General features: G+C 63.3%; 11 protein-coding genes and 1 pseudogene. 4 read left to right on the top strand and 8 right to left on the bottom strand.

Features of this window, described 5'->3' with window-relative positions:
* Positions 1 to 109: 109 nt before the first annotated feature.
* Together L6639_RS22205 and L6639_RS22200 are read right to left on the bottom strand one after the other, a co-directional pair.
* Positions 110 to 514, bottom strand: a complete 405-nt coding sequence (locus L6639_RS22205) for a YccF domain-containing protein (RefSeq protein ID WP_237863753.1) — start codon at positions 512 to 514, stop codon at positions 110 to 112.
* A gap of 49 nt (positions 515 to 563) precedes the next feature.
* Positions 564 to 1,410, bottom strand: a pseudogene (locus L6639_RS22200) (rhomboid family intramembrane serine protease).
* Positions 1,411 to 1,948: 538 nt separating this feature from the next.
* Between L6639_RS22200 and glgX the strand changes: the two are divergent.
* A complete protein-coding gene (gene glgX / locus L6639_RS22195) occupies positions 1,949 to 4,066 on the top strand; it encodes a glycogen debranching protein GlgX (protein ID WP_237863752.1) in 2,118 nt (705 codons plus the stop codon).
* 43 nt (positions 4,067 to 4,109) lie between these two features.
* On the opposite strand, the gene L6639_RS22190 is transcribed toward glgX, so the two are convergent.
* Together L6639_RS22190 and L6639_RS22185 are read right to left on the bottom strand one after the other, a co-directional pair.
* Positions 4,110 to 5,654 carry an acyl-CoA synthetase gene (locus L6639_RS22190; RefSeq protein ID WP_237863751.1) on the bottom strand — a complete coding sequence of 515 codons (1,545 nt, stop codon included), beginning with the start codon at positions 5,652 to 5,654 and terminating at the stop codon, positions 4,110 to 4,112.
* 161 nt (positions 5,655 to 5,815) lie between these two features.
* Positions 5,816 to 6,625 carry a crotonase/enoyl-CoA hydratase family protein gene (locus L6639_RS22185; RefSeq protein WP_237863750.1) on the bottom strand — a complete coding sequence of 270 codons (810 nt, stop codon included), beginning with the start codon at positions 6,623 to 6,625 and terminating at the stop codon, positions 5,816 to 5,818.
* A 104-nt stretch (positions 6,626 to 6,729) separates the two neighbouring features.
* Between L6639_RS22185 and L6639_RS22180 the strand changes: the two genes are divergently transcribed.
* Positions 6,730 to 7,602: an SDR family oxidoreductase gene (locus tag L6639_RS22180; RefSeq protein WP_237863749.1), complete on the top strand. Its 873-nt coding sequence runs from the start codon at positions 6,730 to 6,732 to the stop codon at positions 7,600 to 7,602.
* Between the two features lie 117 nt (positions 7,603 to 7,719).
* Positions 7,720 to 9,297: a fatty acid--CoA ligase gene (locus tag L6639_RS22175; RefSeq protein WP_237863748.1), complete on the top strand. Its 1,578-nt coding sequence runs from the start codon at positions 7,720 to 7,722 to the stop codon at positions 9,295 to 9,297.
* 115 nt (positions 9,298 to 9,412) lie between these two features.
* On the opposite strand, the gene L6639_RS22170 is transcribed toward L6639_RS22175, so the two are convergent.
* On the bottom strand, positions 9,413 to 10,687 hold the full coding sequence (locus L6639_RS22170; protein WP_237863747.1) for an acyl-CoA dehydrogenase family protein: 1,275 nt from the start codon (positions 10,685 to 10,687) through the stop codon (positions 9,413 to 9,415).
* A gap of 212 nt (positions 10,688 to 10,899) precedes the next feature.
* On the opposite strand from L6639_RS22170, the gene L6639_RS22165 reads away from it, so the two are divergent.
* Entirely contained in the window at positions 10,900 to 11,679 is a 780-nt protein-coding gene (locus tag L6639_RS22165; RefSeq protein WP_237863746.1) for an enoyl-CoA hydratase-related protein, read from the top strand.
* Positions 11,680 to 11,843: 164 nt separating this feature from the next.
* Here the strand turns inward: L6639_RS22165 and L6639_RS22160 are convergent, their stop codons facing one another.
* Genes L6639_RS22160 through L6639_RS22150 form a run of 3 tightly spaced genes read right to left on the bottom strand, consistent with a single transcriptional unit; the run spans position 11,844 to position 13,996 of the window.
* Positions 11,844 to 12,221 carry a DUF6285 domain-containing protein gene (locus L6639_RS22160; RefSeq protein WP_237863745.1) on the bottom strand — a complete coding sequence of 126 codons (378 nt, stop codon included), beginning with the start codon at positions 12,219 to 12,221 and terminating at the stop codon, positions 11,844 to 11,846.
* 3 nt (positions 12,222 to 12,224) lie between these two features.
* Complete coding sequence (locus L6639_RS22155; RefSeq protein WP_237863744.1) at positions 12,225 to 13,211, bottom strand: phosphotransferase family protein; 987 nt, start codon at positions 13,209 to 13,211, stop codon at positions 12,225 to 12,227.
* A complete protein-coding gene (locus L6639_RS22150; protein WP_237863743.1) occupies positions 13,208 to 13,996 on the bottom strand; it encodes an enoyl-CoA hydratase/isomerase in 789 nt (262 codons plus the stop codon). Before L6639_RS22150 ends, L6639_RS22155 begins: the two co-directional genes overlap by 4 nt.
* Positions 13,997 to 14,048: the final 52 nt, after the last annotated feature.

Here is a 14,048-nt window from a genome sequence, read left to right as displayed (position 1 = left end):
CCAATGGCTCCCCGGCGGACCGAGTGTGCGATATTTTTCTGCCGCAGTGCAAGATGAAGTTGGGGGCGGCGCACACAGCCGTGCGCCGGGGCCAAGAGCGCCGGCAGGGTCAGGCCGGCACGATCACCTTGCCGATCGGCCAGAGCGCGATCCCCGCGAGCTTCAGATGGGCCCATGCGAAGGGAATGCCGATAATGGTGATGGCGAAGAGCACGGCCGTCAGGATGTGGCCGAGCGCCAGCCACCAGCCGGCCAGCACGAGCCAGATGATGTTGCCGATCATCCCGAGGGCGCCGGTGCCGATATCGCTCATGCCGGTGACCTCGTCACGGCTGACCGCGCGCGAGCCGAACGGCAGCAGCGTGTAAATGGCGATGTTGAACGCCGCCCGCGCCCAGGGCAGCCCGATGATGGTGATGGCCATGATGACAGAAGCCACCAGCCAGCCGAACGCCATCCAGGCGCCGCCGATGAGAATCCAGATCAGGTTGAGCAGGATGGAAACTGGGGACATGGGATCATCCGGAGGTCAATGATCCCTCAATATAGCACGACCTCGGAGGTCATAGTCCATGACGCCGGCTGCGTTCGGCACGCAGCGACGTGCCGACAAACCCGACATCCTCGATCCCGCGCGAAATCTCCTTCGCGCAAAGCCAAAGCGTCAGCGCGGCGACGCCAATCGCGGCCAGTCCCGAGATCAGAACAGGATTTGGGCAGAATATGACAAGAAAATTATCGAGCGGAATTGATCCAGTTGGCCAGCGCGGACTGCAAGACGATCCCAGCGCCCAACCGGAAAGCATTACAGCAACAGCATTCGCTGCGGCCGACACCGTCACGACGATCGCAAGACCCTTCTTCATGGAGAGTGCGAGATCAACCATCTTCACGACGGCGCAACATGCGACCACGATGATGATGACCAGGCCCCATCCGGGCGCGGCGGCGATGGCTTGAGCCTGGCCGCTCCAGGCCCACAGCGCAGCAACGCAGGCAAGCAGGGTCAGATTGACCTTCACGGCTTCGGGAAACTTGCAGCGAAGCGCCCAGGAGTTCGCCTTCTCGATGATATCAAGCACGGCGCAGGCGATCAGTCCGGCCGCAAACCCGCCGAGATGGACCCCCCAGTCGATCCGCGAATTGCCGAGCGCAAACGCGATGTTCAATCCGATGTTGATCGCGAAGAAGTCGAACCCGACGTCGAGCTTGCCGAGGATCCACAGGCAAAGCAGCGCACCCAGGATGCCCGACGTGGCGCCGGACGCGCCGACCGTCAAGGGTGGAATGGATACCATTGCCGATGATCGCGCCGAACACCATCGCGCAGAGATAGATGATGAGGAAGTAAGCCGGTCCGATCCGCCGCTCGAGATGCCCGCCCCACAGGACCAGGCACAGCATGTTCATGGTGAGGTGGACGAAATTGACGTGCAGGAAGCCATAGGCGAGCAGGCGCCAATACTCATGCCGCGCGATGGCGCCCGAATACATGCCGCCGTAACGATACAGCAATTCCGCCGGCGCCGCCGGACCGCCCGCCTGGATGAAGCAAAACCCCGACGCGAGCACCGTCACGGTCATGAGGGCGTAGACGGCCGCATGAGGGACCTCGAAGAAGCCGGGGCGAAACGATGGCATGAATATCGGGACCGGATGAAATGGGAGCGACAGCGTAGCCGAGCCGATCAAATAACTCTACCCATACGTGCATCAGATCGGCTACAGCTTGCTGTGAACGTTGGATTTTCTTCTGCACCCGGGACGCGGCAAGACCGCGAGGGTGCGTCGTCGATCGTCAGTTTGGAGGCTGGAAGGAGCGAGCGTCGCGGGGGTGTACTTCCGCTTCATCGAACTGACGCACGCACCCGGCAGAATATGCCGGCCGCCTGAAACATTCGGAAGCCAATGGCGTTGCTGAGGCGGTCGCTATTGGCTGGGGGCTTCAATGTCCGATTTCGTCATCGAGGAAGGCCTGCCTTATCCGCTGGGTGCCCATTGGAGCGGCAACGGCACCAATTTCGCGGTGTTTTCAGCCAACGCCACCAAGGTGGAAGTCTGCTTCTACGACGGCGATCGCGAGACGCATCGCTTCGAGCTGCCGGAATATACCGACCAGGTCTTCCACGGCTATATCGCCGGCGTCGGCCCCGGCACCTTTTACGGCTACCGCGTCTATGGGCCCTATCAACCCGACGCCGGTCACCGCTTCAATCCCAACAAGCTGCTGCTCGATCCCTATGCCCGCGCGCATGCCGGGAGCTTGACCTGGAATCCGGCGGTGTTCGGCTACATCATGGAGACCGGCGACGACACGACCTTCGACGAACGCGACAGCGCGCCGTTCATGCCGAAATGCGTCGTGGTCGATCCTGATTTCGACTGGCAGGCCGAGGCGGCCCGTCAGAACGTTCATTGGGACGAGACCATCGTCTACGAGACCCACGTCAAGGGTTTCACCAAGAAGCATCCTGCCGTGCCGGAAAACCTGCGCGGCACCTATGCCGGCTTCGCGGCGCCCGAAATGATCGCGCATCTAACATCGCTCGGCGTGACCTCGATCGAGCTGCTGCCGGTCCATTCCTTCATCAACGACGACAATCTTCTGAAGAAGAACCTGGTCAATTACTGGGGCTACAACACCATCGGCTTCTTCGCGCCCGACCCTCGCTATGCATCGGACGTGCCGAACAGCCTGCGCGAGTTCAAGGAGATGGTCTCGAAGCTGCACGGCGCCGGGCTCGAGGTGTTCCTCGACGTCGTCTACAACCACACCGCCGAAGGCAACGAGCTCGGGCCGACGCTGTCCTTCAAGGGCATCGACAATGCGAGCTATTATCGCCTCCTGCCCGACCGGAAGCGCTATTACATCAACGACACCGGTACCGGAAACACCGTCAACCTGTCCCATCCGCGCGTGATCCAGATGGTGATGGACAGCTTGCGCTACTGGGCCGGCCATATGCATATCGACGGCTTCCGCTTCGATCTCGGCACCATTCTCGCGCGCGAGGTCTACGGCTTCGACGAGCAGAGCGGATTCCTGAAGGCGATGGATCAGGATCCGCTGCTCTCGACCGTCAAGTTGATCGCCGAGCCCTGGGACTGCGGACCCGGCGGCTATCAGGTCGGCGGCTTCCCGCCCGGCTGGGCCGAGTGGAACGACAAATATCGCGACACGGTACGCGATTATTGGCGCGGCGAGGCGCCGCCGTCCGCGCTGGCCTCGCGGCTGCTTGGCTCGGGCGACATCTTCGGCCGCTGGGGCGGCCGGCGCTCATGGGCCAGCGTCAACTTCATCACGGCTCATGACGGCTTCACGCTGAATGATTGGGCGAGCTACAACGACAAGCACAACGAAGCCAATGGCGAGGGCAACCGCGACGGCAACTCCAGCAACCGCTCCTGGAACTGCGGCGTCGAAGGCCCGACCGACAACAAGGATGTCATTGCGCTGCGCGAGCGGCAGAAGCGAAACATGCTGGCAACGCTGCTGCTCTCGCAGGGAACGCCGATGCTGCTCGGCGGCGACGAGTTTGGCCGGACCCAACAGGGCAACAACAACGCCTATTGCCAGGACAGCGATATCTCCTGGTTCGACTGGAACATGGGCGAGGACGCGCAAAAGCTGCTCGACTTCACCAAGCGGGTGATCCAGCTGAGACGAGACTATCCGATCCTGCGCCGCAGCCGCTTCCTCACCGGCGCACATGACGCGCAGCTCGACATCCGCGACGTCGTCTGGGTCAATGCCAATGGCAGCGAGATGTCGAGCGACGAATGGGAAAACGGCTGGCTGAAATGCTTCGGCGCCATGCTCGACGGCCGGGCGCGCAAAACAGCCATCCCGCGCCATGGCGAGGACGACAGCGTGCTCATCATCCTCAACAGCTATGCGGGCGAGGTCGACTTCAAGCTGCCGCACACCACGGCCGGACCGTGCTGGTCACTGCTGCTCGACACCAATGCCGCCGATGGCGCATCCGGCGCGCGGTTCGAGTTCGACAGCGTCTACAAGGTGCCGGGCCGGTCGTTCCTGCTGTTCGTTGGCGGGGAGCTGGTCTAGGGCATAGCGTTTTAGAGCTTGGCTCCATCCGGGGACACGGCCTTCAGATCTTCCGCCCCGCCTGCTCCCAATAGGGATCGCGCAGGCGGCGCTTGAAGATTTTTCCGGAGTCCTCGCGCGGCAGGCCCGAGCGGATCTCGATATGCTTCGGCACCTTGTAGTCGGCGAGCGAGCCCTTCAGTCGCGCACGGATGTCGGCGACACCGAGCGTGACGTCAGGTTGGGGCTCGACCACCGCCATCAGCGCCTCGCCGAACTCGGCATCGGGGATGCCGAACACGGCGCAATCATGCACGCCCGGGACGGCGTGCAGCACCGACTCGATCTCGGCCGGATAGATGTTCACGCCGCCCGATATCACCATGTCGCGCTTGCGGTCGCAGATGAAGACGTAGCCGTCTTCGTCGATGTAGCCGACGTCGCCCGAGGTGATGAAACCGTCGCGGTCGATCTCGGCGCGCTTCTCCGGCTTGTTGTGATAGGTGAAGTCGGCCATTTCACGCATGCGGGAATAGATCTCGCCGATTTCGCCGACGCCGAGCACGCTTCCGTCGTCGCCGATGAAGCGCAGCTCGGCGCCGGGCGAGATCTTGCCGACCGTACCCGGCTTCTTCAGCGCATCCTCTGATGTCGCGAAGGTCACGGCACTCGATTCAGTCGAGCCGTAGAATTCATAGATCACCGGCCCCCACCATTCGATCATGGCGCGCTTGACGTCGGCCGGACAGGGCGCTGCGGCGTGAATGATGTGGCGCAGCGAGGAGACGTCGTACTTCTTGCGGGTCTCCTCCGGCAGCTTCATCAGGCGGATGAACATGGTCGGCACCATGAAGATGGTATCGATCTTGTAGCGCTCGATCAGCTCCAGAAACTCTTCCGCCTCGAAGCGCGGCATCAAGACCAGTGCGCCGCCAAGCTTGCCGGAGCGGATGCCGAACGAGTTCGGCGCGGAGTGATAGAGCGGACCCGGCAGGATGGCGCGGGCACCGGGCTTCAAGCCGTAGATCATCGCCCGCATGCGCTCGCCGGCGGCCTGCTGTTCCGGCGTCGGCGCATTGCGCCGCACGCCCTTGGGATGACCCGTCGTGCCTGACGTGTAGATCATGTTCATCGGCTGCGGCACGACCGGGCCGTCATAGGGCTGGAATTGCGCGAGCCAGGATTCGAAATCGATCGCGAAGTCCGGCGTCTCGAGGTGATCGGGATCGATCTTGTAGGTCTTCAGGATTTCCGGCGGCGTCGGCACGCTGAGAACGGTGACGCCTCTCGGAATCGCGTCACGCAAAGCGTGCAGCATGTCGGCATGTCCGATCAGCACGGAGGTGCCGGTGTCGCCGAGGATGTAATTGATCTCCTCCGGCTTGAAGTGCCAGTTGATCGGCACGCCATAGGCGCCCAGCCGCATCGCGGCGTAGGCGGCCTCGAGGAAGGCGATGTCGTTGCGCATCAACATGCAGACGCAATCGCCTTGCTTGACACCGATCTTGGCAAGGCCGGAGGCGACGCGGTCGGCGCGATCGGCGACTTCGGCGTGGGTGCGGCGGCGCTCACCGGAGACGATGCCGAGGAAGTTGGACGTTTCGCTCATTTTTGTTGTCCGATCTTTCGTCGGGTTGAGAGAGGCAACTGCTATTCAGGCAGTCATTCCGGGGCGATGCGCAGCATCGAACCCGGAATCCATTTCACAGCGGACCGTGCGGCCCGATGGATTCCGGGCCTGCGCCTACGGCGCATCCCGGAATGACGAACTTAATCCGCATACTTCGCTGCGCGCTTCTCCAGATTGGAGCGCACCGCTTCGGTCTGGTTCGGGCTGCCGATCAGCTTCTGCTGCTCGATCGACTCCGCAAGCAGCGCCGGCCCCGGATCGACCGAGAGATTGTTCAGCAGCCGCTTCGCGGCACGGATCGCATCGGGGCTCTTGCCGGCGATCTCGCGCGCGACTTCGAGCGCCGCAGCGCGCGGATCATCGCAGATGCGGGTGGCGAGGCCGTAAGCCATCGCCTCCTGCGCGGAGAAGATGCGCCCCGTGTAGGTGAGATCGCGCAGGATGTCGTCGCGCACGAGGCTCGCCAGGATCGGCGTGCCCGCCATGTCAGGCACGAGTCCCCATTTGATTTCCATCACCGACATCCGCGCATCGGGGCTAAGGAAACGCATGTCGGCGCCGAGCGAGAGCTGAAAGCCGCCGCCGAAGGCAACGCCGTGCACGGCCGCGATCACGGGAACCGGAAGCTGGCGCCAGCCCCACACCGCTTGTTGCGGGAAGTTGGCCTGGCCATGCGTGCGCTTGGCGAGATCGCGATTTTCGCCACCCGGAATTCCGTTGCCGCCCTTCTCCTTCATGGCGGCGAAACGCCCCATGTCGAGACCGGCGCAGAAGGCGCGGCCTTCACCCGACAGCACGACGACGCGCACGCCTTTTTCCTTCGAAAGACGCTCGGTTGCCGCAACAAGGGCCTCGAACATGGCCTGATCGAGTGCATTCATCTTGTCCGCGCGCACCAGGCGCACGTCGGCGACGCCTTCCGAGATCGAGATCGAGACGCGCTCTTCCATGGATGAATTCTCCCTGTTCTTGTTCGGTGCCGCTTTACAGAAAGCTGACGGCCGGATTTAGTCAATCGACCAATTAACTGACAATCCGTACGGGAGAAACAGCCATGTTCAAGGAAAATCTTCTGGCTGGGCGGCGCATTCTCGTGACCGGCGGCGGCACAGGGCTCGGCAAATCGATGGCGGCTCGCTTCCTCGAGCTCGGCGCCGAGGTGCACATCTGCGGACGCCGCAAGATCGTCTGCGACGAGACCGCGATCGAGCTGATGGGTGAGTATGGCGGCCGCGTCACCAGCCATGGTGTCGACATCCGCAACGCGCTGGCGGTCGAGGAGATGATCGACAACATCTTTCGCGAGGCGCCGCTGACCGATCTCATCAACAACGCCGCCGGCAATTTTATCTCGCGCACGGAAGAGCTCTCGCCGCGCGGCTTCGATGCCGTCGCCAACATCGTCATGCACGGCACGTTCTACGTGACCCAGGCGGTCGGCAAGCGCTGGATCGCGTTGAAGCAGCCGGGCAACGTCGTCTCGATCACCGTGACATGGGTGCGCAACGGCTCGCCCTATGTGGTGCCGTCGGCGATGAGCAAGTCGGCGATCCACGCCATGACGATGTCGCTGGCGACCGAATGGGGCCGCTACGGCATCCGCCTCAACACCATCGCGCCGGGCGAGATCCCGACCGAGGGCATGAGCAAGCGCATCAAGCCCGGCGACGAGGCCGGCGCGCGCACCAAGGCGATGAATCCGATGGGCCGCGTCGGCACCATGGAGGAACTGCAGAACCTCGCCGTGTTCCTGATCTCCGGCGGCTGCAACTGGATCACGGGTGAGACCATCGCCATGGACGGCGCCCAGGCGCTGGCGATGGGCGGCAATTTCTACCAGCTGCGCGACTGGAGCGACGACGACTGGAAGACCGCGCGCGAGAGTATCATGGCACAGAACGAGAAGGACCGGGCGAAGCGTGGGTAGCTGCTCTCTCCGCTGTCGTCCTGGCAAAAGCCAGGACGACAGCGGGGCCCCCATCTTGTCTTCACCCGCCGATAACGCCAAACTCCCCGCATAAAGACAAAACACCACGGGAGAGACATGTCTACACAGCCATTGGCGAACCTCGCCGACATGGTGCGCGAGCGCGCGATGAGCCGCGGCAACGCCACTGCCTACGAGTTCGAGGGCCGCGTGACCAGCTTTGCCGAGTTCGATATCAAGACCAATAAGGTCGCCAACGCGCTTGTAGCGATGGGCGTAAAGAAGGGCGACCGCATCGCCTATCTCGGCAAGAACAGCGACCTCTACTTCGAGCTGCTGATGGGCGCGATGAAGGCCGGCGTCGTGATGGCGCCGGTGAACTGGCGTCTCGCCGGACCCGAGGTCGCCTTTATCGTCGCCGACTGCAAGGCGCCCGTACTGTTCGTCGGGCCGGAGTTCATCACCCAGGTCCGCCAGATCAAGGACCAGCTTCCCGGCGTACGCACTATCATCACCACCGAGGGCGGCGCACCGGAATGGCAGGATTTTGCCGCGTGGCGCGATGCACAGAACGGCGACGATCCGAAGGTGCCGATCGATACCAAGGACATCGCGATCCAGCTTTATACGTCAGGCACCACAGGCAAGCCGAAGGGCGCGATGCTGAGCCACGCGAACTTCCTCAACCTCGTGCAGACAGGCAATGCCGAGGACAAGCCGGAGTGGAACCGGTGGTCGACGGACGACGTGTCACTGGTCGCGATGCCGATCTTCCATATCGGCGGCTCAGGCTGGGGCGTGATGGGGCTCTATCACGGCGCCCGCGGCGTCATCGCGCGCGAGTTCGATCCGACCAAGGTGCTGGACTTCTTCGAGCAGTCGGGCATTACGAAACTCTTCATGGTGCCGGCTGCTATGCAGTTCGTGGTGCGGCAGCCACGCGCCAAGACAGTCGATTTCTCCAGGCTGAAATACATGCTGTACGGCGCCTCGCCGATTCCAGCGGCGCGGCTGAAGGAATGCATCGAGGTCTTCAAATGCGGCTTCGTGCAGATGTACGGCATGACCGAAACGACCGGCACCATCGTTGCGCTGCCGCCGGAGGATCACGTCGAGGGGCTCGAGCGGATGCGCTCGGCCGGCAAGGCGCTGCCGGGCGTCGAGATCGCGATTTTGGATGCTGACGGCAAACCGCTGCCGCCGCGCCAGGTCGGCGAGATCGCGACGCGCTCGGGCTCCAACATGGCCGGCTACTGGAATCTGCCAGAGGCGACCGCCTCAACATTGCGCGGTGACGGCTGGCTGCGCACGGGCGACGCCGGCTACATGGATGAGGACGGCTACCTCTACATCCACGACCGCATCAAGGACATGATCATCTCCGGCGGCGAGAACATCTATCCCGCCGAAGTGGAGAGCGCGCTGTGCGATCATCCTGACGTCGCGGAAGCCGCCGTGATCGGCGTGCCGGACGATAAATGGGGCGAGGCGGTGAAGGCCGTCGTGGTGATGAAGCCAGGCAAAGAGGCAACCGCCACCGACATCATCAACTTCACCCGCGAACGCATCGCCGGATTCAAGACGCCGAAGAGCGTGGAGTTTCTGCCGGCATTGCCGAGGAATCCATCAGGCAAGATCCTGCGGCGGCAATTGCGCGAGCCATATTGGGCGGGGAAGGATAGAAGGGTAAATTGATCCACGGTGCCGTAGGGTGGGCAAAGGCGCGAAGCGCCGTGCCCACCATCTCTCTCCGCAATGGCGAGTGGTGGGCACGCTTCGCTTTGCCCACCCTGCGGGACCGGTGCAAGCTTCAGTGCTTCCCGGGCCCCATATACCCGAACAAGAACCCCGCCACCTTGCGCATCTGGATCTCCTCGCTGCCTTCGGTGATGCGGTAGCGGCGGTGGTGGCGGTAGATATGCTCGAACGGCTTGTGGCGTGAATAGCCCATGCCGCCGTGGACCTGCATGGCGCGGTCGGCGGATTCGCAGCAGAGGCGGTTTGCCCAGTAGTTGCACATCGAGACGCGGTCCGAGAGCGTGCGCTCGATCTGCTCCTCGGTAAGCTGGTCCATCTCCCAGGCGGTCTTGCGGATCAACAGACGCAGCATCTCGGCTTGCGTGGCAAGCTCGACCAGCGGGAACTGAATCGCCTGGTTCTCGGCGAGCGCCTTGCCGAACGGCTTTCGCTCGCGTGCGTATTTGACGCTCTCGTTGATGCAGTAGACGGCCGCGCCCAGCGAGCTCGCCGCCTGGCGGATGCGGTTCTGATGCACGAAGCATTGCGCCAGCGACAGGCCGCGGCCGACTTCGCCGAACTGCGCATCCTCAGGCACGAACACATCCGTAAAGCTGACGCGCGGATGGTCGGTCGGCATGTTGAAGGTCCACATATATTCCTCGACCTTCACGCCGTGGCTCTTGGCCGGCACCAGGAAGCAGGTGATGCCGCGGGCATCGCCGTCATTGCCCGACGTGCGCGCGAACAGCGCGCAATGCGTGGCGACGTGCATGCCGGTCGTCCACATCTTCTCGCCGTTGATGATCCAGCCCTTGACGTTGTCTCTGACGACAGGCACCGCCCGCGTTTCCATGTGGGTCGCGTCGGAGCCGTGATGCGGCTCGGTGAGGCCAAAGGTGATGCGATACTTGCCCTTGATCGAGCCGTCGATCATCGCCTTCTGATCGTCGCGGCCGTAGCGGTCGAGCATGGTGACGACAGGAAAATTGCCGACGATCGAGTGCTCGTTCTGGAGGTCGTTGTGCAGGCCGAGGCCCTTCGCCGCAAAATGCTCGCGGATCACGGCCATCCAGAGATTGGAGCCGTCCTTGCCGCCATATTGCTTGGGCACCGGGAAGCGCAAATGACCGGCGGCATCTGCGAGATCCTTTGCCTTGCGCAGCAGCGCTTCCCATTCGTGCCGCGGCAGGCCGCCATTCTCGAAATCGGTGCGCGCCCATTCGCGCCGGTGATCGAAGAAGCGAATGTTGTCGTCGGCCTGTTCCAGCGGCTTGATCTCGCGCTCGATGAAACGATCGAGCTCTCCGAGATAGGCGACGAGATCGACAGGCAATGAGAAATCCACGGTGCTCTCCCGGGCTGATTTTATCGTTTTGCGTTAAGGCGCTAGGCGCGTTTCTGCTTCACACGATTAAGGTGAGAAGAGCGCGCGCAAGTCAAGCGAGCCCAGGCGCGTGAGAAGCGCAAGGCGCACCCCCGCAATTCGATGGTGTTGTGACGCTGACGCGCGGTAGTATGACGCCAATATTCCTTTACGAGAAAATGCGGGAGCGCACGATGGAGCTGAAATTCTCAAAGGTGGAACGCAAGGGACCGGTCACGATCATCACGCTGTCGCGACCTGAGGTCTACAACGCGCTGCACATCGATGCGCATTTCGAACTCAACAAGGTTTTTGACGATTTCGCCGCCGATCCGGAACAGTGGGTCGCGGTCGTCACCGGCGCCGGCGACAAGGCGTTCTGCGCCGGCAACGATTTGAAGTGGCAGGCCGCGGGCGGCAAGCGTGGCTGGGACAAGGGAGGCTTTGCCGGCCTTACCTCGCGCTTCGACTGTGACAAGCCGATCATCGCCGCGGTCAATGGCGTCGCCATGGGCGGCGGCTTCGAAATAGCGCTGGCCTGCGACCTCATCATCGCCTCGGAGAACGCAACTTTCGCCCTGCCCGAGCCGCGCGTCGGCCTTGCCGCACTTGCCGGCGGCCTGCACCGCTTGCCGCGCCAGATCGGCCTGAAGCGCGCCATGGGCATGATCCTCACCGCGCGCCATGTCAGCGCCAAGGAAGGCCATGAGCTCGGCTTCGTCAACGAGGTGGTCCCGCAGGGCGAGGCACTCGCCGGCGCGCTGCGCTGGGCCGAGATGATTACCAAGAACTCGCCGATGTCGATCCGCGCTTCGAAGCAAACCATCCGGAAGGGGCTTGCGGTATCGCTGGAGCAAGCGATCGAGGAGCAGCGCGAATATCCGGCCGTGAAGGCGATGGTGGCCTCGCAGGATTACATCGAAGGCCCGAAGGCGTTTTCGGAGAAGCGGCCACCGAAGTGGGTGGGGAGATAGGCGGTCTCACCGCCGTAACCTGAGTGCGTCCAACATCACCGGTGTCATGCCCCGGCTTGACCGGGGCATCCAGTACGCCGCGCCTTCTCCGTATCTCACTGCGGCCTCTGGAATACTGGATCGCCCGCTTTCGCGGGCGATGACAGCTGAGAATATGGCGCCGCCTAGCCGCCTCGCGATAGCTCTCGCTTGTAAGACGCGTAATTCGGCTGATCGACCGCAAGCTTGTCCATCGTGGTCGCCCACAGATGCTCGGCCAGCCCCGGCGTCGCGAGATCGACCTCGCCCCTGGCGATACGCTCCGCGAGAGCGCGGTTCAGCTCCGTCACCGAGCCCTCGACACCGAGCAGCGCACGCAGCCGTTCCACTTCCCTCGCATCACTCCCCTCCTCCTGTGTCAGTTGCCGCGTGACAAGATAGAGGATGTTGATCGCCACCCGCAGCTTGAACGCCTGATGGCCCGAGATCAGCGGCGTGATGTCGCTGCGGAGGAAATCGGCGACCGCCTTGGTCAGCTCGATCGGGGTCGGTTCGTCCTGCATTGCCTATCCTCCCCGCGGCGCGAGCAGCCGTAAGAGATCGATCTCGGTCTCGGATGCACGGCGCCCGATCATGGCGCGCTCCATGGAATGGTCCGGCCCCTCGCGGAAGCGCTGCATCATGCCGCCGCACATGATGCCCCAGCGTAGCGTCCCCATCACTTCCCAGAACTTGACGCGCGCTGCATCGACCTTGCGGCCGGCAGCCTCGTAGCCGGCAAAGAGCTCTTCGCGTGAGCCAAAGCCGCCGACGGGCTTGTCGATCTCGCCAAAGCGCCAGGAGTTCACGCAGACCCAGCCGAGATCCTCCATGGGATCGCCGAGATGAGCGAGCTCCCAGTCCAGCACGGCACGGACGCCGTCGGCGCCGATGATGAGATTGCCGTTGCGGAAATCGCCGTGCACCAGCGTCACTTCAGTCGATGGGCCGGGATCATGGTCGCGCAGCCAGCGCAGTGCAAGCTCGAACACGGGCTTTGGCCAGTTCAGGCTGCGATAGTCGCGATCGAACTCGGAGATCTCCTGCGTCGCCGACCTGCTGCGCAGCTCGGGCAGCTTGTCCTGCGGCAGTTGGTGCAGGCCCGCAAGCACGCCGCCGATCTGCCGCGCGAGCAGTGGCCGCGCTGCGGCGAATTCGTCATCGCGAAGAATCTTGCGGGCGATGGTCTCGCCCTCGACCCGCTGCATGATGAAGCCGGTGCCGAGATCGTCATCCGGCGTCAACACATGCATCACGCGCGGCGACGGCACGCCAGCCTCGAAGGCCAGTTGCATCAGCTGCGCTTCGGCCGCGAGCCCCGCGGCCCGCGTCGGCGCCGCGCCATAGCCCTTCGGCGAGCGGCGCAGAATTGCACCGATCGGGCCGTCGGGATGCGTGATATCGAAACGCCAGGTCTCCTGGCTAGCACCACCGGACAGTTTTGCCGCGCCGGTGACGCCGGTCGCACCTCGACACCAGCGCTGAACGCTGCGGGAAAGCTCCGTCTCGATCATTTGCCTTTGAACTGCGCGGGCCGCTTCTCCAGGAACGCGCCGACGCCCTCGCGGAAATCCTGCGTATCGCCGGCGCGGAGCTGGCACTGGAATTCGAGATTGAGCTGCTCCTCGAAGGAGTTTTCCGGGCTGTCCCAATAGAGCTTGCGGATCAGCGACAGTGCGACCGTCGGGCCGCTGGCAAGCTCGCGTGCGAGCTTCATCGCCTCTTCCATCAGCACGCCGTCATCATAGACGCGATTGACGAGGCCCCATTCCAGCGCCTTCTCGGCCGGGAGCCGCTCGCCCATCAACGACAACTCGATCGAGCGCGCCTTGCCGATCAGACGCGGCAACAGCCAGGTCGAGCCACAATCCGGCACGAGGCCGATGCGCCGGAAGGCTTGCAGGAAATAGGAGGAACGCGCGCACAAGATCATGTCGCCGAGCAGCGCAAAGCTCATGCCGGCACCCGCGGCCGGGCCGTTGACCGCGGTGACGATCGGGCAATGCAGATTGCGGATGCGGCGCAGGAACGGATGAAAGCCGGTCTCCAGCGTCAGGCCGGCCTTGGTCTTCTTCGACTGGTTGTTGCGGCCCTGCAGATTCGCACCCGTGCAGAACGCTCGGCCTGCGCCGGTCAGCACGACACAGCGCACCTCGTCCTTCTTCTCCTCGATCGCGTCGAGCGCCTCGGAAAGACCGCCCAGCATATCCACAGAGACCGCGTTCATCACTTCGTGATGGTCGAGCTTGAGGATCGCGACCGAGCCATCGAATTCGAGCGTGACGTGTTTGAACTGCATCGTTTCCTCGTCAGTTGCGGCCGGCGTCAGTTTCGCAGACCGGAATTAGCAT

Origin of the sequence: Bradyrhizobium zhengyangense (genome assembly GCF_022012555.1) — a bacterium.
In the GTDB taxonomy this organism is placed as follows: Bacteria; Pseudomonadota; Alphaproteobacteria; order Rhizobiales; family Xanthobacteraceae; genus Bradyrhizobium; species Bradyrhizobium zhengyangense.
The sequence above is the reverse complement of the archived record's forward strand: the minus strand, read 5'-3'. Positions and strand labels throughout refer to the sequence as shown.

Excerpts from the sequence above, each read along its gene's own strand:
- L6639_RS22205 (WP_237863753.1), bottom strand. The coding sequence starts at position 514 with ATGTCCCCAGTTTCCATCCTGCTCAACCTGATCTGGATTCTCATCGGC.
- glgX (WP_237863752.1), top strand. The coding sequence starts at position 1,949 with ATGTCCGATTTCGTCATCGAGGAAGGCCTGCCTTATCCGCTGGGTGCC.
- L6639_RS22190 (WP_237863751.1), bottom strand. The coding sequence starts at position 5,654 with ATGAGCGAAACGTCCAACTTCCTCGGCATCGTCTCCGGTGAGCGCCGC.
- L6639_RS22185 (WP_237863750.1), bottom strand. The coding sequence starts at position 6,625 with ATGGAAGAGCGCGTCTCGATCTCGATCTCGGAAGGCGTCGCCGACGTG.
- L6639_RS22180 (WP_237863749.1), top strand. The coding sequence starts at position 6,730 with ATGTTCAAGGAAAATCTTCTGGCTGGGCGGCGCATTCTCGTGACCGGC.
- L6639_RS22175 (WP_237863748.1), top strand. The coding sequence starts at position 7,720 with ATGTCTACACAGCCATTGGCGAACCTCGCCGACATGGTGCGCGAGCGC.
- L6639_RS22165 (WP_237863746.1), top strand. The coding sequence starts at position 10,900 with ATGGAGCTGAAATTCTCAAAGGTGGAACGCAAGGGACCGGTCACGATC.
- L6639_RS22160 (WP_237863745.1), bottom strand. The coding sequence starts at position 12,221 with ATGCAGGACGAACCGACCCCGATCGAGCTGACCAAGGCGGTCGCCGAT.
- L6639_RS22155 (WP_237863744.1), bottom strand. The coding sequence starts at position 13,211 with ATGATCGAGACGGAGCTTTCCCGCAGCGTTCAGCGCTGGTGTCGAGGT.
- L6639_RS22150 (WP_237863743.1), bottom strand. The coding sequence starts at position 13,996 with ATGCAGTTCAAACACGTCACGCTCGAATTCGATGGCTCGGTCGCGATC.